A 17,812-nucleotide genomic window follows, 5' to 3' on the forward strand; every position below is an offset into this window, starting at 1 on the left:
AATATTATATAAAATCATGTTAAAGTATATAAAATTTTAAACAAGGAGTGAAGATATGTCTAAGATAGGAAGACCTAATATTATTAATGAGATTAATAGGGGATTAATTCTTCATTTAGTAAGAGAAGAGGGTCCCATATCTCGGGCAAAGATTGCAAGAAAACTTGGACTCTCAAGACCAACAGTATCCGCTCATGTTCAAGATCTCATAAAGGAAGGATTAGTTTTAGAAGTAGGAAAGGGAGAGACTAAAAAAGGTAGAAAGGACATTTTATTGGTTTATAATGCAAAGCATGGATATATTTTGGCAGGTGATTTGGAAGGATCTTTCTTTAGACTTGCCATCTCAGATATGTCAGGAAAAATAGAATATGAAGAAGTAATAAAAACCCAAGAATTAAGAGAAAAAAATCTTATGTATCCTCAAAATTTTCCAATAATTCTAAAGAAGATTTTAGAGAAAAATGGAATTCAAGGAGAAAACCTAAAAATACTAAGTTTTGGAATAACAGGTATTATTGACGAAGGAAGATTAATGTTATCCCCTGGCCTTCCTGAGTGGAACAATGCTCCTTTAGGAAAGATATTGGAGGAAGAATTTCCTTCTTCCTTGGTAATTTTAGAAAGGGATGTAAATATGGCAGTATTGGGAGAATATTGGAAAGGTGCAGGAAGGGGAAAGGAAAATATAGTTTATATAACTATTAGTACTGGAATTGGAGCAGGAATAATAATAAATGGGAAAATATATGAAGGTAAAAATAAGTTTGCAGGAGAGATAGGATACATGTCAATAGATGATCCCAATTACATATATCCTGGAGTTTTGAATACCCCCTTTGGTTCCTTAGAATGGAATTCTTCATGGTCAGGAATACAAAAGAGATTGCAGCAGCTTGGTAAGAGTTATAAGACTATTGAAGAAATTTTTGAAAACTATGAAAAGGATAAGGAATTAAAGGAAATCATAGATATTTCTGCAGAAAATCTTGCAAGAGCAATAGTTAATGTTACTACTGTATTGGCACCTGAAATTATCATTATTGGAGGAATTTTGGGAAGATATCTTGATATTTTATTACCTAAAATGGAAAAAATCTTTGAACATTATCTACCAATTGATATAAATATTGTTTCTTCTCCCTTAGGAAATAATGCAGTAATATGGGGAAGTATATATAAAGCCTTAAATATTTATCATTCGTGTCCCGTTATTGTATGATGATTTCAAATGTTTTTATGCCTCTTAGGATATTTTCTTCCCAGTCCTTTAGATTTTTTAAGTATCCGAAGGGACATCTATAGATATTAATTCCATCTTTATTTAGGATTAAGGGATTATGTTCATGACCGCAAATTAAATATTTTATTTTCTTATTTTTCAAAAGAATATCTCCTAGATATTTACTTCCAAGATAGGCAGAAAAGAAGTTTTTTGTATATATTAACTCCTCAAAGGGAAGGGTGTGTATAACCGTTACAATAATTTCTACTTTATTCTTAATATCTTCTATTTGTCTTTCCAATTCTTCTTTCATTACCTTACAAATCTCTTGATTAGAAAGTATCTTTCCTGAATCATCTCTAAAAACCACGAGTTTCCAATATATTTCTCTCCATCTTAAATTTCCATATTCACCCTTTTCATATTCCTCAATACTAAATTCTTCACTTCCTAAAGAATAATCATACCATCCTACATTTCCCACAAATCCAACTTTATTTATAATCAATGGAGAAGAGGGAAGATAATGAAAATTATTTATTTTAGCAATTTTTTCAAGAATCTTTCTATACTTTTCAGAACTACTTATACCGTCTTCAATCCATAGATCGTGATTTCCAGGAACATATACTTTATAAAAATTCATGTCCTTTAACACTTCAAAGAACATATTTATATCCTCTATTTTTCTTGATATATCTCCTGCAAAAATAAAAACATCAGCGTTAAAGGAAGATAGTTTATCTCTTATTTTTAACAAAAACTCCTTTACTTCTTCTTTCTTTAGGCCATTTCTAAGCCTTATATAGTCCAAGTGAATATCAGAGAGAGCTAGGATCTTCATCAAAGTACATAGTTTATTAGTCTATAAATAAATTCTACTACAGGCTTAATAAAGGAGAAAATAATAGAATTTTGAGAAATTTGAGATTGAATATTATAAGGTAAAAATTTAAGAATTACTCCATAAGCAATTATGAGGAAACTTCCACCAAAAATTACAGAAAGAATTAGAGAAGGTAAGGCTAACAATATATATGAGAATATAAAGGTAAGGATAAAGGCAAATATGTTTGATGGGATATAAGGAGGAAATCGAAGGTATTTCATATAAAAGGGAAGAAGAGCGGAAGAGATAAAAAAAGCAATGACTATTGATAAAATAAGAGCTATTTTATTACTAAAAATTTCCTTTAATCCTTTAAGGGCAAGTCCTATTATAGTTAAAACACAGATAAGATCAAATATCATTCAGAATCCTCCCAAACAATTAAAATCCTTAAAGCCTTTCCTGATAATCCCGTTTCTACTGCTTTATGAATCTCCTTTAAAGGAAATTTATGGGAAATTATTCTTTTTACGTCAATTCTCTTATTGGCAATTAATTCTAAGGCTCTGCTATTGGTATAAGGGTTTACAAAAGAACCCATCAAAGTTATTTCTTTATAATATATATCAAAGGGAGAGATATTCAGAATTTCTTTCTTATCTGCAACACCAAAAATTAAGACTTTTCCTCCTCTTCTTACACTATTTATGGCAAGCTCAACAGTATCTGCTCTTCCCACAGCTTCTATGGCGATATCTACTCCAACTCCTGTTAACTTTTTAATTTCTGATGCGACATCCTCTTTTTGAGGATCAAAGGTATGAGCAAAAAAGGATTCTGCTATTTCTCTTTTTTCCTTGACAGGTTCCGATAGAAAAACCTTTGATGCCCCATATATATATGCAAGTTGTAGAAGAATCAATCCTAAGGCTCCTCCCCCAATTACTAAGACTGTATCTCCTGGCTTTATCTTAATCTTTTCTATACCATGCAAGGCACAGGCACAAGGTTCCATCATTGCTCCTTCTTCGGGTGAAACTCCAGCAGGAAGCTTATAAAGTTTGTCATAGGGAACAGCACAGTAATCGGAAAATCCTCCATCAAGGTCTACTCCTAAAGCTTTTAAATTCTCACAAAGATGAATCTCTCCTCTTCTGCAAAAATAGCAGTTTCCACAGGATATATTGGGATCAATAGCCACAAGATCACCAATTTTAAAACCTTTAACTTCAGAACCTATTTCCACTATCTTTCCCGAAAATTCATGTCCTCTTATTATATTAGGCTTTCCATAACCTTTTCCTGAAAATATGTGCAAATCCGTACCACATATTCCCGCTGCTAATACTTTTATAAGGACCTCAGAAGGTTTTATAAAAGGCTTAGGACATTCTCTTAATACTAATTTGCCAGTTTCATCTAACATAGCTCCTAACATAAATTTTCACTCCTTTTCTGAAGAGAATCAGGTAACATTTGCATTATCTCAATTTTATTACCATCGGGATCTCTTATCCATGCCTGATAATTTCCATCAATTCCTAAAGAAGGTTCTATATCTATATGCCATCCTTTACTTTTTATTTTCTCAACGGTTTCAAAAATATTATCAGTAATAAGACAAATATGCATAAAGTTTTGATTTTCTTTTTGAACAATCTCTTTCTTGGGAAAAAGTTCTAGATATTGATCTTCTGCAATCTTTAAATATACAAGAATAAGCTTACCATCTTTTTCTAAATTAAAAAGCTTTTTAAATCCTAAAACTTTTTCATAGAAGTTTAAGGATTTTTCAAGATCTGATACCTCAAGGGCAATATGTCCTATTCCCTTTATCATTCTCTTCTTCGTTTATATTATACTATAATCAAAAAGAATTTTCTTTTCTTGGGTCTTTAATCTTTTTAATGAGGAAGAAAAGGTTAAAGATTCCAACTAAGAGGGAAATTGAAAATAAAGTCTCATATCCAAATAGATCAGATATTTTTCCTGCAATAAGTGGAGATAGAAAAGAAAAAGGAGCAATTAATAGATTTAAAACTCCAATGTATAGTTCTTTTTTATTCTTTGGGGCTAAATCCAAAGTAATTGCTAAATCTCCTACCATAAAAGAGCTATATATTAAGCCAATTAACATGAAAACAATATATATAAAGAAAGCTGAATTTCCAAAAAGAAGTAAAATTAAAGAAAGAATACTAAGAGATCTCCCAATAATTAAGGTAATCTTATGTCCCCATCTATCTCCAATAGGTCCAAAAAGAAAAGAGGATATTCCTTGAGATACAAGAAGTATTCCTGTAAAATCAGCAACAATCTTATCTGGAATAGAGAATTTTTTCAATGCAAATACAACTATAAAAGATGTGTATGCTCCTGCTAAAGCTCCTAATACTCTGTTTATTATATAATTTCTAAAATTTCCGTCTTTTAAAACTATATTTATTCCTTTTATATATTCAGAAAATTTTACATCATCTTTTTTATCCTCATCGGGTTCCTCTCGAGTTAATGCTAAAAATATAAATGAAAAAAGTAGAGCAATACCTGCACATAAAAAGGAATATCCAAAATTCTTCGGGAAGGAATAATTAGATAGGAAATATCTTGCTAGGCTTGCACCACCAACTCCCATCAATGCTCCAAGACCATTTCCCATTGCAAAATATGTTCCTCTTCTTGCAGGATGAATAACCTTCTCAATCAAGCTCATCCAAGGAGGCCCTAAAAATCCCATGGAGAATGTTGCTATTCCTAACATAAGAAGGGAAAGATAAAGAGCAAGCTTAGGATTATAGGGAACTATAAAAAAGGATATAAAAGCCATAAATAAATAGGGAAGTCTTTCTCCTAAAGTAAATTTTAAAACCACATTTAATTTTTTGGATGCCTTTTCAGAAACCTTAGCACCTAAGATTGCAGGAATTCCCCATCCTAAATTAGCAATTGCAGGAATAAGACCAATCTCAATATTTCCTGCTCCAAGATTTTTAGCAAATAGAGGAAATAAAGTAAGAATTGACCCAAAAGTCATTCCCAAACTAAAAAGGGCAAAATCAATACTATCTACAATAAAATTCCAACGATAATCTTTTTCACTTAAAGGCATAGCAAAAATATAATACCAAAAATTGGTAAGGAAAGCAAATTATTTAAATTATTTTCTCTTAAAAACCGATATTAAAAACAAAAGGGTAAGAATTAAAATTATTGATGCACCACTAGGAAGGTTAAAATAAAAAGATAAGGTAAGACCAGAAATAATTCCTATAAAGCTTACTATTGAAGAAAAAATTATCATTTCCTTAAGACTTTTGGACCAAGGAAGAACAATAGAAGAGGGAATAACCAATAATGCAGAAATTAAAGTAATTCCAATTAATTTACTTGCTAAAACAATGGAAACAGCGGACAAACTTAATATGACCTCTTCTAGAATAAAAGTATTTATTCCTGAAACCTGTGCAGAGGTAGAATCAAAGATGATATAAACAATTTTCCAGTAATTTCTGAAAATAAAGAGAATTAAAATTAAAAGGAAAAACAAGGTAATTAGAATATCTTCGGTAGTTATTGCAAGGATATTGCCAAAAAGATAGCTAAATAAGTCCACAGAATATCCTTTATGCATATAAAGAAAAATAGCTCCCAATGCCATAGAGGAGGTATAAAATATCCCTATGGGAACATCTTCCTTTAATTTTATTTTTCTTTTTATATAAGGCATAACCCACACAATAATTAATGCAAAAATCAAAGCCAAAATAAGAGGATTTACTCCTAGAAGTATTCCTAAGGCTATTCCTCCAAAAGATGCATGACTAATTCCCGAACCCATAAAGGTCATTCCTTTAAGAACTAAGTAAGAGCCTATAATGGAAGTAATTATAGAAAGAAGGAAACCTGAAATTATGGCTCTTTGCATAAAGGAATAAGAAAGAAAATTCATTGTTTTTCTTCTCCTTCGTGGGTTAACAATAGAAATTCTTCCCCATATATCTCCTTTAAGGTCTTATGCAATCTCAAATCCTTGGGACATCCATGTAAGAAAATTCTTCTATTCAAACAGGCTAACTTATTAACTCTCTTTGTTATTACTCCTATATCATGGGATACTAAAATTATTGTTAATCCCTTTTTATTTAGATATTGCAAAAGACTGTAGAATTTTTCTTGAGTAGTAATATCCACTCCAATGGTAGGCTCATCCAATACAAGAAGTTTTGGTTCCTGTACTAAAGCTTTTGCTACTAATACTCTTTGTTGTTGTCCCCCTGATAGCTCTCTAAATAATTTATCCTTATAATCCCACATCTCTACATGATTAAGAGCCCTCTCAACAATCTCTTCATCTTCTTTACTAATATTTCTCCAATTGTTTACAACCTTTCTTCCAAGTAATACTAAGTCCCAAACTCTTATTGGAAAATAACTCTCAATCTCTGCTCTTTGTGCAATATATCCTATCTTTTTCCTTTCTTCTCCTAACTTCCATGGTGCTTTTCCAAAAACTTCAACTTTTCCTTTTTTTGGTCTTAAAAGTCCTAAAATTATTTTAATTAGTGTGGTTTTTCCAGCACCATTGGGACCTATTATCCCCCAGAAATCTCCCTCTTCAACAATGAAATCTATATCTTTCAAAATGAAAGTATTGTCATAGCCAAAGGATAAATTTTCTATTTCAATTATTTTGTTCACTAAAAATCATCTCCAATATTTTTATGTTTTCTCTCATCATTGAAAAATAATCTTTGTCATAACCTAATGGGTCTAAGGTTATCAATTTTGCTCCTGTTTCTTTGGAAATCATATTTAAAACAGGAGATATATTATAAGGTTCTTTTAGAATATATTTAATCTTTTTTTCTTTAATTAAATTAATTATTTCTGCAACTTTTCTTGGAGAAGGTTCTTTTCCTTCTCCTTCTTCGATTATTCCTAAGGTTTTTATATTATATCTCTTAAAAAAGTAATACCAAGCGGGATGGTAAATAATTACTTCTTTTTTCTTATATTTTGAAAACTTTATTTTTATTTCTCTATCTAATTCCTCTAATTTCTTTATTAGATCTTTAAAATTTTTATAGTAATATTCTTTATTTTTGATATCCATGCTTTTTAGTTTTTCATAGATATTTTCTGAGACCTTTTTTGCAAGGATGGGATCGAGCCATATATGAGGATTATTATCTTCAAATTTTATGTTGTAAGATACATTAAGAAGTTTTTTTCTTTTATCCTTAAGAATATTTTCCACCCAGTAATCTATATCCCCTCCATTTATAATAACCAATTCCGCTTTTTCGACTAATTTAAAAGTCTCAGGTTTTGGCTCAAAAACATGGGGATTAACATTTTTTGGAAGTATCAATAAAAATTCCCAATATTTTCCTCCTATAAAACTGGATAAGCTTTGTAAAGGAGGAATAGATACTAAAGCCTTTCTTATTTCCCCTTCACTTTCTATAAAAAAGATTAATAGAATAATTAAAATAATAACTTTCTTCATAACAAAAATATTATAGTCAATTTCAACCAATAATGTAAAATAAATTTTTAAAGACAAGTAGAGTTAAAATATTATAAACTGTGAAAAAGAGGAATAAAAAATGAAAAAAGTTTTAATTTCTTATTATTCGAGAACAGGATTTACTGAGAAGTTGGCAAAGAGACTTCAAGAGGAACTAAATTGTGATATTGAGGAAATTATAGATAAAGTAAATACATCTTAAGAAGAAATACCATAATCGAGCCCATTAAAAAAGATCCTAAGGATTATGATTTTGTAATAATCTGTTCTCCTATATGGGTAGGAGCAGATTTGAAGTAGAAAGGATTGTAGGAAAAAATCCTTCCTAAACTTGAATTCCTTTTGGACTATGTAAAACAGAATTAAAGTATAGGAGCTTCTATCCAGGAATTAAGTCTTTAGGATCGAAAAAGACATCTTTTCCATTCTTGGGGTATCTTCAAGGGAAAAAAGTAAATGTATCAGTATCTAGAAACATCAATATATTACGAGATATAAATTACTTAATTAGTTAAATTATCAGTTTTTTAAAAAATTTTATATTCTTCCTGTAGGTTTTATAAAGGGCAAAATAAATTTAAATTGTCCCCACCACCAAACAGGAGCCATATAAGGATTATCTGAGCTTGGGAAATTAGTCCAGTAATAATTATCCTGGGCACAGAATTTTATAGTTATAGTGAATATAAGGGCAGGATTTTCCTCTAAAAAAAGTTTTATAAACTCCATAATAAGCTCCTTTGATTTTGGGTTTTCAGGGGGAACTAAAATTAACCTCTCTATAATCTCATCTACTATTTTGTTTTTCCATCTTATGAAATTTTGAGTTGTAGCAATTCTTCCTATAGATTTATAAAACTTTGAATGATACTGAGGGATAGCAAGGTATATATCTACAGAGGGAATACTCCAATAAGATATAACATCAAAATTTCCTAGAGATAACTTTGTTAAAAAGTTAACTATTTCTAAGGTTTCTACATTTACATCTATTCCAAATCTTCTCCATTGTTCTGCAACTAAAAAAGCTAACCTTGTCCCCTGAATCTCAGATCCTGCAGGTGCTGTAATTGTAATTTTCCATGGTTTTCCATCAGGAAGAAGCCATTTCCCTTTTTGATCCCTTCTAAATCCATTTTTCAATAACAATTTTTCTGCTTCCTCTTTAGAATATCTCCACCAACCTATTCCCCATATTTCTCTGGCCTGTCCTTCAAAAGAAATTCCCTTTCTTTTTATATGTTCCTCAATTTTAAAGGGAATATTAGAATCCCAAGGTTTAAAACCATTTTCTAATTCAAAATCTTTTAACCAATCTTCTAGAGCCAAATAATATTCTTCAGTTAAAGATCCTGTGGCACCTATAAATAAGGGACTCAATCTTAATATTCCATTAAATCCAGAAACTACTATATCAATAATATCAATGGCTAAGGTTAAAGCCCATCTTACATCTTTTAAATTATATGGATATTTTTCTAGATTCATTCCAATAGCTCTTGATCTTACGTCCCCCATCCATGCCCAAGGAAAATCTCTATACCATACCCTTGAAAAAGGATTACTTCTTCTTAAAACTTCCCATGCTTCGGGAGTTAAATCGGTAATCAGATCTAATTCATGTCTTGATTGAGCCATAATTTTTTTCTCATCGGGACCATAATAGATAAATAAAACATACTTAGGAGAAGGCATTCCGTAGATTTGTCCTACGCTAGTTCTAATCCAATCTTCTCTTCTCTCAAAGAGCCACCAATATCCTGATGGATCATATTTATTTAGAATATAAGGACCTAAAGAAACAGGAGGATAAAACTCGTATTTTAAAGGATCTTTTATTCTTTCGAATTTATGTTTTGGCATTATATAACAGGTAGAGAATACAAGGGCAGTGAAGATATAATGAAAAGACGGAGAAGGATTATTAAATTCAAAAACAACAGTGTAGTCGTCAGTTTTGTATACCTTAGATACATAATGGTTAAAATAATCACTATAAACTAGTCCTATATTTTTCATTTGATAATTTACAGTAAAGACCACATCATCGGCAGTAAAAGGTTTATTATCACTCCAATAGATTCCTTTTCTTAATTTTACCGTCATTTTTCTATAATTTTTATCATAATGAGGAGGAGATTCAGCTAAAGCATTGATAATTTTTCCTGTCTGTGGATCATGATACCAGAGAGCATCAAATAGCATTTGATGAGCACCATTTCCCGGAAGAAATCCAGGCTTCCAAAAATTGAAATCTTTTGGGTTCATTATTCTTCCATGAAGGGCATCTACAATTAGAAGTTCGTTGCGAGGCAAGTTTGTTAATACTTGCGATGAGGATGTGGTTAGTATAACTAAAATAAAAATGAAAATTAATTTTTTCATCATTTATATTATAACACTCCCCCTGAGAGGGGGGACCCAGGGGGAAGGGGAGATAAGGGGGTTCATAGAATTCTATGACAAAATTTTCTCTTTTTCAATATTTATAGATTCAAGAACAGCTTTAATAGTTTTTATTGATATTATTAAGTCCTTTTTTTCTTCTTCTGTAAAGTCTATATCTAAAATTTTTTTGATTCCGTTTCTTCCTACTATAGATAATAGACTTAATGGAACATCTTTTATTCCTAAAATTTCAGGATGAACAGAAGATACTGGAAGAATTCTGTTCTCATCTCTTAATATTGCTGAGACAATTTCTACTAATGCTAATCCTATAGCAAAATGGGTTGCTCCTTTATATTCAATTATTTTATATGCAGATTCTCTTATTTCCTTTAATATCTCCCTCATAACCTCCTGGTTAAAACACTTTTTACCACAGACAGGACAAAATTCTGAAATATGTATACCTCCTATATGGGTCAAGCTCCATACTGCAACAGATGTATCACCATGTTCTCCAATAACATATGCTGTTAAAGATCTGGGATCTACATTGCAGTGTTGGGAGAGAAGATAAGCAAAGCGAGAACTGTCAAGAATTGTTCCTGATCCTATAACCTTATTTCTTGGAAAATTAGATAACTTCCATGTAATATATGTAAGAATATCTACAGGATTTGATACTACTAAGAAAATACCCTTAAATCCTGTATCAACAATCTTGGGAATTAAATCTCGAAATATTTCCAAATTTCTATCTATTAGTTGTAGTCTTGTTTCTCCTGGTTTTTGCTTTGCTCCTGCAGTGATTACTACTATATCAGAATCCTTTGCTTCTTTAAGTTCTCCTGCTGTTATTTTTACAGGTTTCGTAAAGGGAATACCATGGGAAAGGTCCATGGCTTCTCCTAATGCTCTTTTTTTATCTATATCATAGAGAACTATTTCTTCAACTATTCCCCTCTGCATTAGACTATAAGCAAAGGAGGTTCCTACTAGTCCTGCTCCTACAATTAATATCTTGCTCATACAATCACCTACCTTTTTGGTATTAATTCTTGTAAAAGGATATCATGATAGAAAAATTAAGTCAAGGGATTTTAATATTTGACAAAAATTAAATATGGATTAAAATCTTCTCTAAGAAAAATTAAAAAACTAGTAAATAAAAAAAATAAAAATTATGAGATTTAATGACTGGTTTTTAAAAAAAATATATTCTCAGAAAGAGATTGGAAGAAAAGAAATAGGATATTTAGAGGGTTGGATTAGTATAATTGGGAATATTATTCTCTTTATTTTTAAATTTATTTCTGGAATTTATTTAAATAGTATTTCTTTAACTGCAGATGCCTTTCATTCTTTGTCCGATGTTCTTACTTCAATAGTTGTAATATTGGGATTTAAGTTCGGAGAAAAACCTGCGGACAAAAAGCATCCCTTTGGACATGGAAGAATTGAGCAGATTGCAACCCTTATTATAGCCTTTATGCTTCTTATTATCGCTTATGACCTTGGAAAAAGTTCCTTTGAAAGGATAATAAAACCGCAGAAAGTTTCTTTTAATATTTTTATTGTATTTTTAATGTTCTTTTCCGCCTTATTTAAGGAATGGATGGCGAGATTTTCAATTTTTTTAGGTAACAAAATTAATTCCTCAACTCTTATTGCTGATGCATGGCATCATAGAAGTGATGCTTTTGCTTCAGCTTTGGTTGCCTTTGGCCTTTTAGCTATAAATTACGGTTTATATATTATAGATGGAATCATGGGTTTTTTTGTTTCCCTGCTTCTCTTATGGGTTGGTATTGATCTTATAAAAAACTCTTCAAGTTTTCTAATAGGAGAAGCACCAACTCAAGAGTTTATTAATAAAATTAAGAATATTGTTTTCTCAATTCCAGGAGTATTAGATTATCATGATATTTCAATTCATGATTATCAGAACAAAAAGGTAATAACTTTACATATAGTTGTAGATAACAATATCTCAGCAAAGGATGCCCATGATATAGCTTTGAAGGTTCAAGATTCAATAAAAGAAAATATTCAAGGCTCACAGGTTATTGTTCATATAGATCCCAAAGGAGAGAGGGAGGATTAATTCCTCCCTTTATTTATAAAGAGAAACAAATCTTCTGATTGATCTATCATATGTTTTTTCTATATCAGAAGGAAAATAACATGCAGGAAGTTCTCCATGGCTTCTATGATAGGCTAAACATTCACAGCATAGGCCTTTTCTTGAACAAGGCTCATAGGTGCAATTACAGTTTTTTAAATTTTTTTGAATTTTACACTCTGTCATTTCTACCCTCCTTAAATTCCAAAGTTTTTAATAATATAACATAGAAAAATAGAAACAGTAAAATATGGAAAAAGAATTTGCTTTTCAATGGCATATAACTAATTCTTGTAACTTAAGATGTAAACATTGCTATCAAGAAGAATTTGATAGGGAAAAAGATCTTTCTCCAAATTTATTAGAAAAGATTATAAGAGATATAATTGGTGTTTTAAAAGAAAATAATTATTCATCCTTAAGTATAAATATCACAGGCGGAGAGCCCTTAATCTCTCCTCTTCTTTTTCCAGTTCTTAATATCCTTGAAAAAGAAGATTTTGTGAAGGATTTTAGTATTATAACCAATGGTGAATATCTTGGAAAAATGCAGGATAAATTAGCTTTGTATAGGAAATTAAAATATTTAAAAATTTCTCTTGAGGGAGCAAAGGAAGAGAGCAATGATTATATTAGAGGTAGAGGAAATTTTAATAGGGTCGTAGAAATTTTAAAGGAATGTAAATTGAAAAAGGTTCTTATGTTTACTCTTGCAAAATATAACTATAAAGAAATTTATGAAATGATAAAACTTACAAATAAAATAGGAGGAATAGGTTTAATTCTTGAAAGATTCATCCCTTTAGGAAAAGGAAGAGAAATTATAAAAGAGACCCTAGGAATGAAAGAATGGTTTGAAGTATGTAGTTTTATTTCAGAAATTTATGGTCTTTCTCCTTATAGCCTTTTACCATATAAGGCTTTTTATATAAACATAAAAGATAACGAAATTTATGGGGCATTATGTAATTTAGGAGATGAATCCATGTGTCTTATGCCTGATGGAATTGTTTTTCCTTGTAGGAGACTTCCCATAGAAATAGGAGATTTAAGGAAAGAAAGTTTTTCAAATGTTCTTTTAAGATTAAGAAAGTTTAGAAACCTTTTGAATAAAAAGAATTTAGAAGGAATATGTTCCTCTTGTAATATAAAAAATTGTATAGGTTGTAGAGCTTTGAGTTATGCTTTATCAAAGAATCTTTTTAAAGAAGATATTCAATGCTTTTATTTAAAACTATAACTCTTCTAATTTCTCTTTTAACTTTTTTAAGTTTATCACATCCTCTTTGTTATATTCTAATAAAAGATGAAGAGCATAGGGATCATTATGATGAATATACCTATACCAAAGCTCTACAGCTATCCTTCCATCTATATCTTTTAATTTTCTTTCAATTCCAAGCCTTCTTTCTACAGCCTTAAGACCTCCATAGAGTCCCCTTCTCCAACAAATATACATAAGGTCTATATGAGAAAAATAACTTTTCAGATCAAGATTAAGTTTTGATCTTATAAAGGGAAGGTCAAATCTTGAGCCATTATAGGTGTAAATTATACCAACATTTTTTAAAACATATAAAAGATTGTAAATAGTAATTTCTTTATCTACAAGTTGAATTAAATTTTCTTCGTCTCCTCTTTCTATAAAAATACCAATAACAGTAATATGAGAAAATTCTGGAAAAAGCCCAGTAGTCTCTATATCTAAATATGCTCTAAATTTTTCCATGAAACTTTTAATTTAATACTCGTAATTTATCTCTATTTTCCTTCCCCTTTCAGAGGATTCTAATATAGCATCACATATTACTGCACATCTATATCCATCTAAGAAAGTAGCACCATAAGGCTCTACAGGCTTGTTATTAACAATACAGTCAATAAAATGATAAAGTTCATGAACAAAGGTATGCTCCCATCCGATGATATGTCCATGGGGCCACCATTTATCATAAAAGGGATGAAAGGATTCCGTAACAAGTATATTCCGAAATCCTCTAATCTCTTTTCTTTCATTATTGAGATATAATTCCAATTCGTTCATTCTCTCCAAGTTGAAAACTAATGTTCCCTTTGAGCCATTAATTTCAATAACCTGATGGTTCTTTCTTCCTGCACAGAACCTTGATGCCTCTAAGGTTCCTAGGGCACCATTTTTAAACTCTACCAATGCTACAAAGGCATCATCTACATCTACTTCTTCCTTTTTCGCAGGATCTTTTTCAGAATATCTTTCTTTTATAAAAGTTTTTACTATAGCACTTACACTTTTAGGCTCTCCTACTAAAAATCTTGCAAGATCAATTATGTGGGAACCTATATCTCCTAAGGCTCCACTTCCTGATATTTCTTTTTTCAGTCTCCAAACCAATGGAAAATTGGGATCCATAATCCATTCCTGAAGATATCTAGCTCTAAAATGGTAAATTTCTCCTAGGGTTCCCTCTTCAATTAATTCCTTTGCAAGTCTTATAGCGGGTACAAATCTATAATTAAAGGCAACCATATTTTTCCCAGGGGAATTCATTGCTGTTTCGAGCATTCTTTTTGCCTCATTGGAGTCTCTTGCTAGAGGTTTTTCGCATATTACATGTTTTCCCAGTTTCAAGGCTAAAATACACGGCTCCTCATGAAGATTGTTAGGGCCACTATTATCAAAAATTTGTACTTCTGGGTCTTCTAGCATTTCTTTCCAGTTGGTATAGTATTTTTGAAAGCCATATCTTCTTGCTGATTCCTTTACTTTTTCCTCAGATCTTCCACATAGAGCAACAAGCTTTGGAATTCCTGAAGGAGGCCAATAAATGTATGGGATTTTTTTATATGCATTGACATGAGCTTTTCCCATGAAAGCATAGCCCAAAATTCCTATTCCAATTTCAGGAATATCTCCTGAGAATCCTTTTACATCTCCCATACTTACAAATCCAACTTTTTTCTCTTCCATAAATTTCCTCCTACCACCAAACTTCTTTTAGAGGAGCTTTAATGATCAAAGGTTTTAAAAATTGGATACATTTTTCACAGCCATCTTCTCGAGACATGACAGGATCTTCATGTTCATAAGATAGAACATAGTCATATCCTACAGTAACAAGGGCAGTAATTATTCTTTTCCAATTAACATTTCCCCATCCTGGCACTCGAAATCTAAATCCTCTATCAGGTCTCATCCAAGAACCTGTAGGAATTACCCCAGATCTCGGAAGCTCGTCTTCTTGAAGTTCAGAATCCTTAGCATGTACATGAAAGATCCTTTTTCCTAATCTTTTTATAAAAATTACAGGATCAATAAACTGCCAAACAAAATGGGAGGGATCAAAATTAAAACCAAATTCAGGTCTTTCTTCTAATACTTTTAAAGCTTTTTCTGCAGTCTCAATATTATATGCTATTTCTGTTGGATGAACTTCAAGAGCAAACTTTACTCCATATTCTTTGAATTTATCCAATATTTTATTCCATCTTTCTGCAAAGAGATCCCAAGCTCTTTCATAAATTTCCTCATTCTTTGGAGGAAATATATACCACTTCTCCCATACATGGGAGCCTGTAAATCCATTTACTATTGGCCTTTCCTGAATTCCCTCTTCACAAAGTATAGATACTGCTCGAGCCGTTTCTATCATTCTTTCCATACCATACTTTATTTTTTCCTCTGGATTCTTTGAGGGAGCCCAATCATCTGTAGATTCATCTAAGGGACCTAAGACCAATTGTCCTTCTAAATGGTTAGATACTGCAGAAATTTTTAAGTTATATTTTTCCAAGGTATTTTTTAATTTTTTAACATATTCTCTATCAGAAACTACTTTATCAATATCAAGATGGTTACTTCCTTTCCAAGCAGAAAGCTCTACCATCTCATATCCAAGAGAAGAAACATATTGAGCTACTTCCTCTATAGGTTTTTCGTTATAGAGGACCGTAAAAATACCAATTTTCATGATATTTAGTCCTCCTTTTATGTTTTATTCACTTAGTGCTTCAATTATTGCCTGCGTAAATTGAGGCAGAGAGTCAGGAACTCTTCCTGTAATAACATTTCCATCTCTTCTTGCAGGAAGGGGTTCAAAATCTCCTCCTGCATTTATAATGTCGTCTACTATAGCATCCCAACAGGTCACTTTTCTTCCCTTTATAATATCTGTTCCAAAATTTCTATCTACAGAGATAAAGACCTGAGGACCATGACAGATTGCAGCAACAATTTTTCCCATTTTATACATGTCTGCAACAAGTTTTAAAGTATTCTTATCACATCTTAAAAAATCTGGAGCAAAGCCTCCTGGAATTATTACCGCGTCATAATCTTCTGGTTTGGCTTGAGATATTTCGATTATATTGTATCTCACTCCTTCTCCCATGACTACTATGGGAACTGTTGTTCCAAATCTTCCTGTTATAGGTTTTTCTGCCCACCATGGTCTTGTGTGAAAGCCTGGACCTTTAAGGGAAACTACTCCAACAGATACTTTTGCCCCCTCCTCACTTAATCTTAGAATTGGATAGAGTAATTCGACATCTTCAAATTCATGGGCACATAATATTAAAACGTGCTTTCCTTTAAGCTTACTACTAGGATTTTCAATATAATCCTTCCTAATACTCATTGGAAAAAACCCCCTTTCAAGATTTTTTAGGTGGAGCACAAGACTCTCTAATTATAAGCTTAGTAGGTAAGATAACTTCTTTTGCTTTTTTTCTTCGTCTTCTCAATCTTTCAAGCAATAGTAGACCTGCATTTTTTCCAAGTTCATAAGAAGGTTGATATATAGCAGTTATAGAAGGGGAGAAGTATTTAAACCATTCCATATCATCAAAGGATATAACTGAGAGGTCATCAGGGATTTTTAATTCCAGCTCCTGAATTGCTGAAATTAATCCCAATGTCATAAGGTTGTTTGATGATATTATTGCTGTTGGTGGATCTTCCAAAGATAAGAGCTCTTTTCCCTTAATATATCCCCCATCTCTTTTAAAATCTCCTTCTTTTATTAAGCTATCATCTCTTGGGATTTTATTTTTATCTAATGCCTGAAGGTATCCCTCCAGTCTTTCCTTTCCTGTTGTAGTATCCAAAGGTCCTGTAATGATTCCTATTCTTTTATGGCCAAGGTTTATCAAGTATTCTGTTGCCAAGAAGGTTCCCGAGATATTATCTACTAGTACCACATCGGTATCTATTCCCTTTATTCTTCTGTCCACGAGTACCACAGGGATATTTTGAGATATGAAGATTTCCAAATTTTTTCTTGTTTCAGTACTTTTACTTGGGGTAATAATAATTCCATCCACCTGTTTGCTATACAAAACTTCAATATATTCTCTTTCCTTATCAATATTCTCATCGGAGTTACAGAGGATGAGGTTATACTTATAATTTAGCAAAGTATCCTCAACACCTCTGACCACTTCAGGATAGAAGAGATTTGTGATATTAGAGACAATTAAGCCAACGGTATGGGTAGTTTTCTTTCTTAGGCTTCTTGCGACGATGTTAGGTCTATAGCCCAATTCTTTTATAGCGGAGAGAACTTTCTTTTTAGTTTCCTCTTCCACATGTCTTGTTTTATTTATCACATGGGATACAGTGCTTACTGATACCCCTGCTAACTTGGCTACATCTTTCATGGTTGGTGGTTTTATAACTTTCTTCATTTTCTATTATCGCCTCCTATTTTCCTTGATATTTGTAAATTTTGTAATACTTTTATT

20 protein-coding genes are annotated in these 17,812 nt (G+C 31.5%); 4 read left to right on the forward strand and 16 right to left on the reverse strand.

Features of this window, described 5'->3' with window-relative positions; translation table 11 throughout:
- Window positions 1–55: 55 nt before the first annotated feature.
- Window positions 56–1,222 (forward strand): ROK family transcriptional regulator, encoded by a 1,167-nt coding sequence (locus NZ841_01185; GenBank protein ID MCS7201381.1) that lies wholly within the window; start codon window positions 56–58, stop codon window positions 1,220–1,222.
- On the opposite strand, the gene NZ841_01190 is transcribed toward NZ841_01185, so the two are convergent.
- The 8 genes from NZ841_01190 to NZ841_01225 are packed head-to-tail and all read right to left on the reverse strand — an operon-like array spanning window position 1,212 to window position 7,563.
- A complete protein-coding gene (locus NZ841_01190; protein MCS7201382.1) occupies window positions 1,212–2,069 on the reverse strand; it encodes a metallophosphoesterase in 858 nt (285 codons plus the stop codon). The genes NZ841_01185 and NZ841_01190 overlap by 11 nt on opposite strands.
- Window positions 2,069–2,476 (reverse strand): hypothetical protein, encoded by a 408-nt coding sequence (locus NZ841_01195; GenBank protein MCS7201383.1) that lies wholly within the window; start codon window positions 2,474–2,476, stop codon window positions 2,069–2,071. Before NZ841_01195 ends, NZ841_01190 begins: the two co-directional genes overlap by 1 nt.
- Window positions 2,473–3,492 (reverse strand): zinc-dependent alcohol dehydrogenase family protein, encoded by a 1,020-nt coding sequence (locus NZ841_01200; protein MCS7201384.1) that lies wholly within the window; start codon window positions 3,490–3,492, stop codon window positions 2,473–2,475. The genes NZ841_01195 and NZ841_01200 overlap by 4 nt, the downstream gene beginning before the upstream one ends.
- Window positions 3,486–3,893, reverse strand: coding sequence for a VOC family protein (locus tag NZ841_01205; protein MCS7201385.1), 408 nt, complete (start codon window positions 3,891–3,893; stop codon window positions 3,486–3,488). Before NZ841_01205 ends, NZ841_01200 begins: the two co-directional genes overlap by 7 nt.
- A 28-nt stretch (window positions 3,894–3,921) precedes the next feature.
- Entirely contained in the window at window positions 3,922–5,163 is a 1,242-nt protein-coding gene (locus tag NZ841_01210) for an MFS transporter (GenBank protein ID MCS7201386.1), read from the reverse strand.
- A 48-nt stretch (window positions 5,164–5,211) separates the two neighbouring features.
- Window positions 5,212–6,003, reverse strand: coding sequence for a metal ABC transporter permease (locus tag NZ841_01215; protein MCS7201387.1), 792 nt, complete (start codon window positions 6,001–6,003; stop codon window positions 5,212–5,214).
- Window positions 6,000–6,752 carry a metal ABC transporter ATP-binding protein gene (locus tag NZ841_01220; protein MCS7201388.1) on the reverse strand — a complete coding sequence of 251 codons (753 nt, stop codon included), beginning with the start codon at window positions 6,750–6,752 and terminating at the stop codon, window positions 6,000–6,002. Before NZ841_01220 ends, NZ841_01215 begins: the two co-directional genes overlap by 4 nt.
- The gene (locus NZ841_01225; protein MCS7201389.1) at window positions 6,736–7,563 is read right to left on the reverse strand and encodes a metal ABC transporter substrate-binding protein; all 828 of its coding nucleotides are present in this window, start codon (window positions 7,561–7,563) and stop codon (window positions 6,736–6,738) included. Before NZ841_01225 ends, NZ841_01220 begins: the two co-directional genes overlap by 17 nt.
- Before the next feature lie 100 nt (window positions 7,564–7,663).
- On the opposite strand from NZ841_01225, the gene NZ841_01230 reads away from it, so the two are divergent.
- Window positions 7,664–7,786 (forward strand): hypothetical protein, encoded by a 123-nt coding sequence (locus NZ841_01230; protein MCS7201390.1) that lies wholly within the window; start codon window positions 7,664–7,666, stop codon window positions 7,784–7,786.
- A gap of 335 nt (window positions 7,787–8,121) precedes the next feature.
- Here NZ841_01230 and NZ841_01235 read toward each other — a convergent pair whose 3' ends face one another.
- Window positions 8,122–9,972, reverse strand: coding sequence for an ABC transporter substrate-binding protein (locus tag NZ841_01235; protein MCS7201391.1), 1,851 nt, complete (start codon window positions 9,970–9,972; stop codon window positions 8,122–8,124).
- Between the two features lie 69 nt (window positions 9,973–10,041).
- On the reverse strand, window positions 10,042–11,001 hold the full coding sequence (locus NZ841_01240) for an L-lactate dehydrogenase (protein ID MCS7201392.1): 960 nt from the start codon (window positions 10,999–11,001) through the stop codon (window positions 10,042–10,044).
- A 154-nt stretch (window positions 11,002–11,155) separates the two neighbouring features.
- On the opposite strand from NZ841_01240, the gene NZ841_01245 reads away from it, so the two are divergent.
- Window positions 11,156–12,076, forward strand: coding sequence for a cation diffusion facilitator family transporter (locus NZ841_01245; GenBank protein ID MCS7201393.1), 921 nt, complete (start codon window positions 11,156–11,158; stop codon window positions 12,074–12,076).
- A 9-nt stretch (window positions 12,077–12,085) separates the two neighbouring features.
- Here NZ841_01245 and NZ841_01250 read toward each other — a convergent pair whose 3' ends face one another.
- Window positions 12,086–12,280 (reverse strand): DUF6485 family protein, encoded by a 195-nt coding sequence (locus NZ841_01250; GenBank protein ID MCS7201394.1) that lies wholly within the window; start codon window positions 12,278–12,280, stop codon window positions 12,086–12,088.
- Between the two features lie 64 nt (window positions 12,281–12,344).
- Between NZ841_01250 and NZ841_01255 the strand changes: the two genes are divergently transcribed.
- Window positions 12,345–13,334, forward strand: coding sequence for a radical SAM protein (locus NZ841_01255; GenBank protein ID MCS7201395.1), 990 nt, complete (start codon window positions 12,345–12,347; stop codon window positions 13,332–13,334).
- Here NZ841_01255 and NZ841_01260 read toward each other — a convergent pair.
- The 5 genes from NZ841_01260 to NZ841_01280 are packed head-to-tail and all read right to left on the reverse strand — an operon-like array spanning window position 13,329 to window position 17,755.
- A complete protein-coding gene (locus tag NZ841_01260) occupies window positions 13,329–13,823 on the reverse strand; it encodes a ribonuclease H-like domain-containing protein (protein MCS7201396.1) in 495 nt (164 codons plus the stop codon). The two genes, NZ841_01255 and NZ841_01260, sit on opposite strands and share 6 nt — an antisense overlap.
- Before the next feature lie 12 nt (window positions 13,824–13,835).
- Window positions 13,836–15,041, reverse strand: coding sequence for a Gfo/Idh/MocA family oxidoreductase (locus NZ841_01265; protein ID MCS7201397.1), 1,206 nt, complete (start codon window positions 15,039–15,041; stop codon window positions 13,836–13,838).
- Window positions 15,042–15,051: 10 nt separating this feature from the next.
- The gene (locus NZ841_01270) at window positions 15,052–16,041 is read right to left on the reverse strand and encodes a sugar phosphate isomerase/epimerase (GenBank protein MCS7201398.1); all 990 of its coding nucleotides are present in this window, start codon (window positions 16,039–16,041) and stop codon (window positions 15,052–15,054) included.
- A 24-nt stretch (window positions 16,042–16,065) separates the two neighbouring features.
- Window positions 16,066–16,707, reverse strand: coding sequence for a type 1 glutamine amidotransferase (locus NZ841_01275; protein ID MCS7201399.1), 642 nt, complete (start codon window positions 16,705–16,707; stop codon window positions 16,066–16,068).
- A 16-nt stretch (window positions 16,708–16,723) separates the two neighbouring features.
- Window positions 16,724–17,755, reverse strand: a complete 1,032-nt coding sequence (locus tag NZ841_01280) for a LacI family transcriptional regulator (GenBank protein ID MCS7201400.1) — start codon at window positions 17,753–17,755, stop codon at window positions 16,724–16,726.
- Window positions 17,756–17,812 lie beyond the last annotated feature (57 nt).

It is taken from the genome of Dictyoglomus sp., from assembly GCA_025060475.1.
In the GTDB taxonomy this organism is placed as follows: domain Bacteria; phylum Dictyoglomota; class Dictyoglomia; order Dictyoglomales; family Dictyoglomaceae; genus NZ13-RE01.

Excerpts from the sequence above, each read along its gene's own strand:
- NZ841_01185 (MCS7201381.1), top strand. The coding sequence starts at position 56 with ATGTCTAAGATAGGAAGACCTAATATTATTAATGAGATTAATAGGGGA.
- NZ841_01190 (MCS7201382.1), bottom strand. The coding sequence starts at position 2,069 with ATGAAGATCCTAGCTCTCTCTGATATTCACTTGGACTATATAAGGCTT.
- NZ841_01195 (MCS7201383.1), bottom strand. The coding sequence starts at position 2,476 with ATGATATTTGATCTTATCTGTGTTTTAACTATAATAGGACTTGCCCTT.
- NZ841_01200 (MCS7201384.1), bottom strand. The coding sequence starts at position 3,492 with ATGTTAGGAGCTATGTTAGATGAAACTGGCAAATTAGTATTAAGAGAA.
- NZ841_01205 (MCS7201385.1), bottom strand. The coding sequence starts at position 3,893 with ATGATAAAGGGAATAGGACATATTGCCCTTGAGGTATCAGATCTTGAA.
- NZ841_01210 (MCS7201386.1), bottom strand. The coding sequence starts at position 5,163 with ATGCCTTTAAGTGAAAAAGATTATCGTTGGAATTTTATTGTAGATAGT.
- NZ841_01215 (MCS7201387.1), bottom strand. The coding sequence starts at position 6,003 with ATGAATTTTCTTTCTTATTCCTTTATGCAAAGAGCCATAATTTCAGGT.
- NZ841_01225 (MCS7201389.1), bottom strand. The coding sequence starts at position 7,563 with ATGAAGAAAGTTATTATTTTAATTATTCTATTAATCTTTTTTATAGAA.
- NZ841_01230 (MCS7201390.1), top strand. The coding sequence starts at position 7,664 with ATGAAAAAAGTTTTAATTTCTTATTATTCGAGAACAGGATTTACTGAG.
- NZ841_01235 (MCS7201391.1), bottom strand. The coding sequence starts at position 9,972 with ATGATGAAAAAATTAATTTTCATTTTTATTTTAGTTATACTAACCACA.
- NZ841_01240 (MCS7201392.1), bottom strand. The coding sequence starts at position 11,001 with ATGAGCAAGATATTAATTGTAGGAGCAGGACTAGTAGGAACCTCCTTT.
- NZ841_01245 (MCS7201393.1), top strand. The coding sequence starts at position 11,156 with ATGAGATTTAATGACTGGTTTTTAAAAAAAATATATTCTCAGAAAGAG.
- NZ841_01250 (MCS7201394.1), bottom strand. The coding sequence starts at position 12,280 with ATGACAGAGTGTAAAATTCAAAAAAATTTAAAAAACTGTAATTGCACC.
- NZ841_01255 (MCS7201395.1), top strand. The coding sequence starts at position 12,345 with ATGGAAAAAGAATTTGCTTTTCAATGGCATATAACTAATTCTTGTAAC.
- NZ841_01260 (MCS7201396.1), bottom strand. The coding sequence starts at position 13,823 with ATGGAAAAATTTAGAGCATATTTAGATATAGAGACTACTGGGCTTTTT.
- NZ841_01265 (MCS7201397.1), bottom strand. The coding sequence starts at position 15,041 with ATGGAAGAGAAAAAAGTTGGATTTGTAAGTATGGGAGATGTAAAAGGA.
- NZ841_01270 (MCS7201398.1), bottom strand. The coding sequence starts at position 16,041 with ATGAAAATTGGTATTTTTACGGTCCTCTATAACGAAAAACCTATAGAG.
- NZ841_01275 (MCS7201399.1), bottom strand. The coding sequence starts at position 16,707 with ATGAGTATTAGGAAGGATTATATTGAAAATCCTAGTAGTAAGCTTAAA.
- NZ841_01280 (MCS7201400.1), bottom strand. The coding sequence starts at position 17,755 with ATGAAGAAAGTTATAAAACCACCAACCATGAAAGATGTAGCCAAGTTA.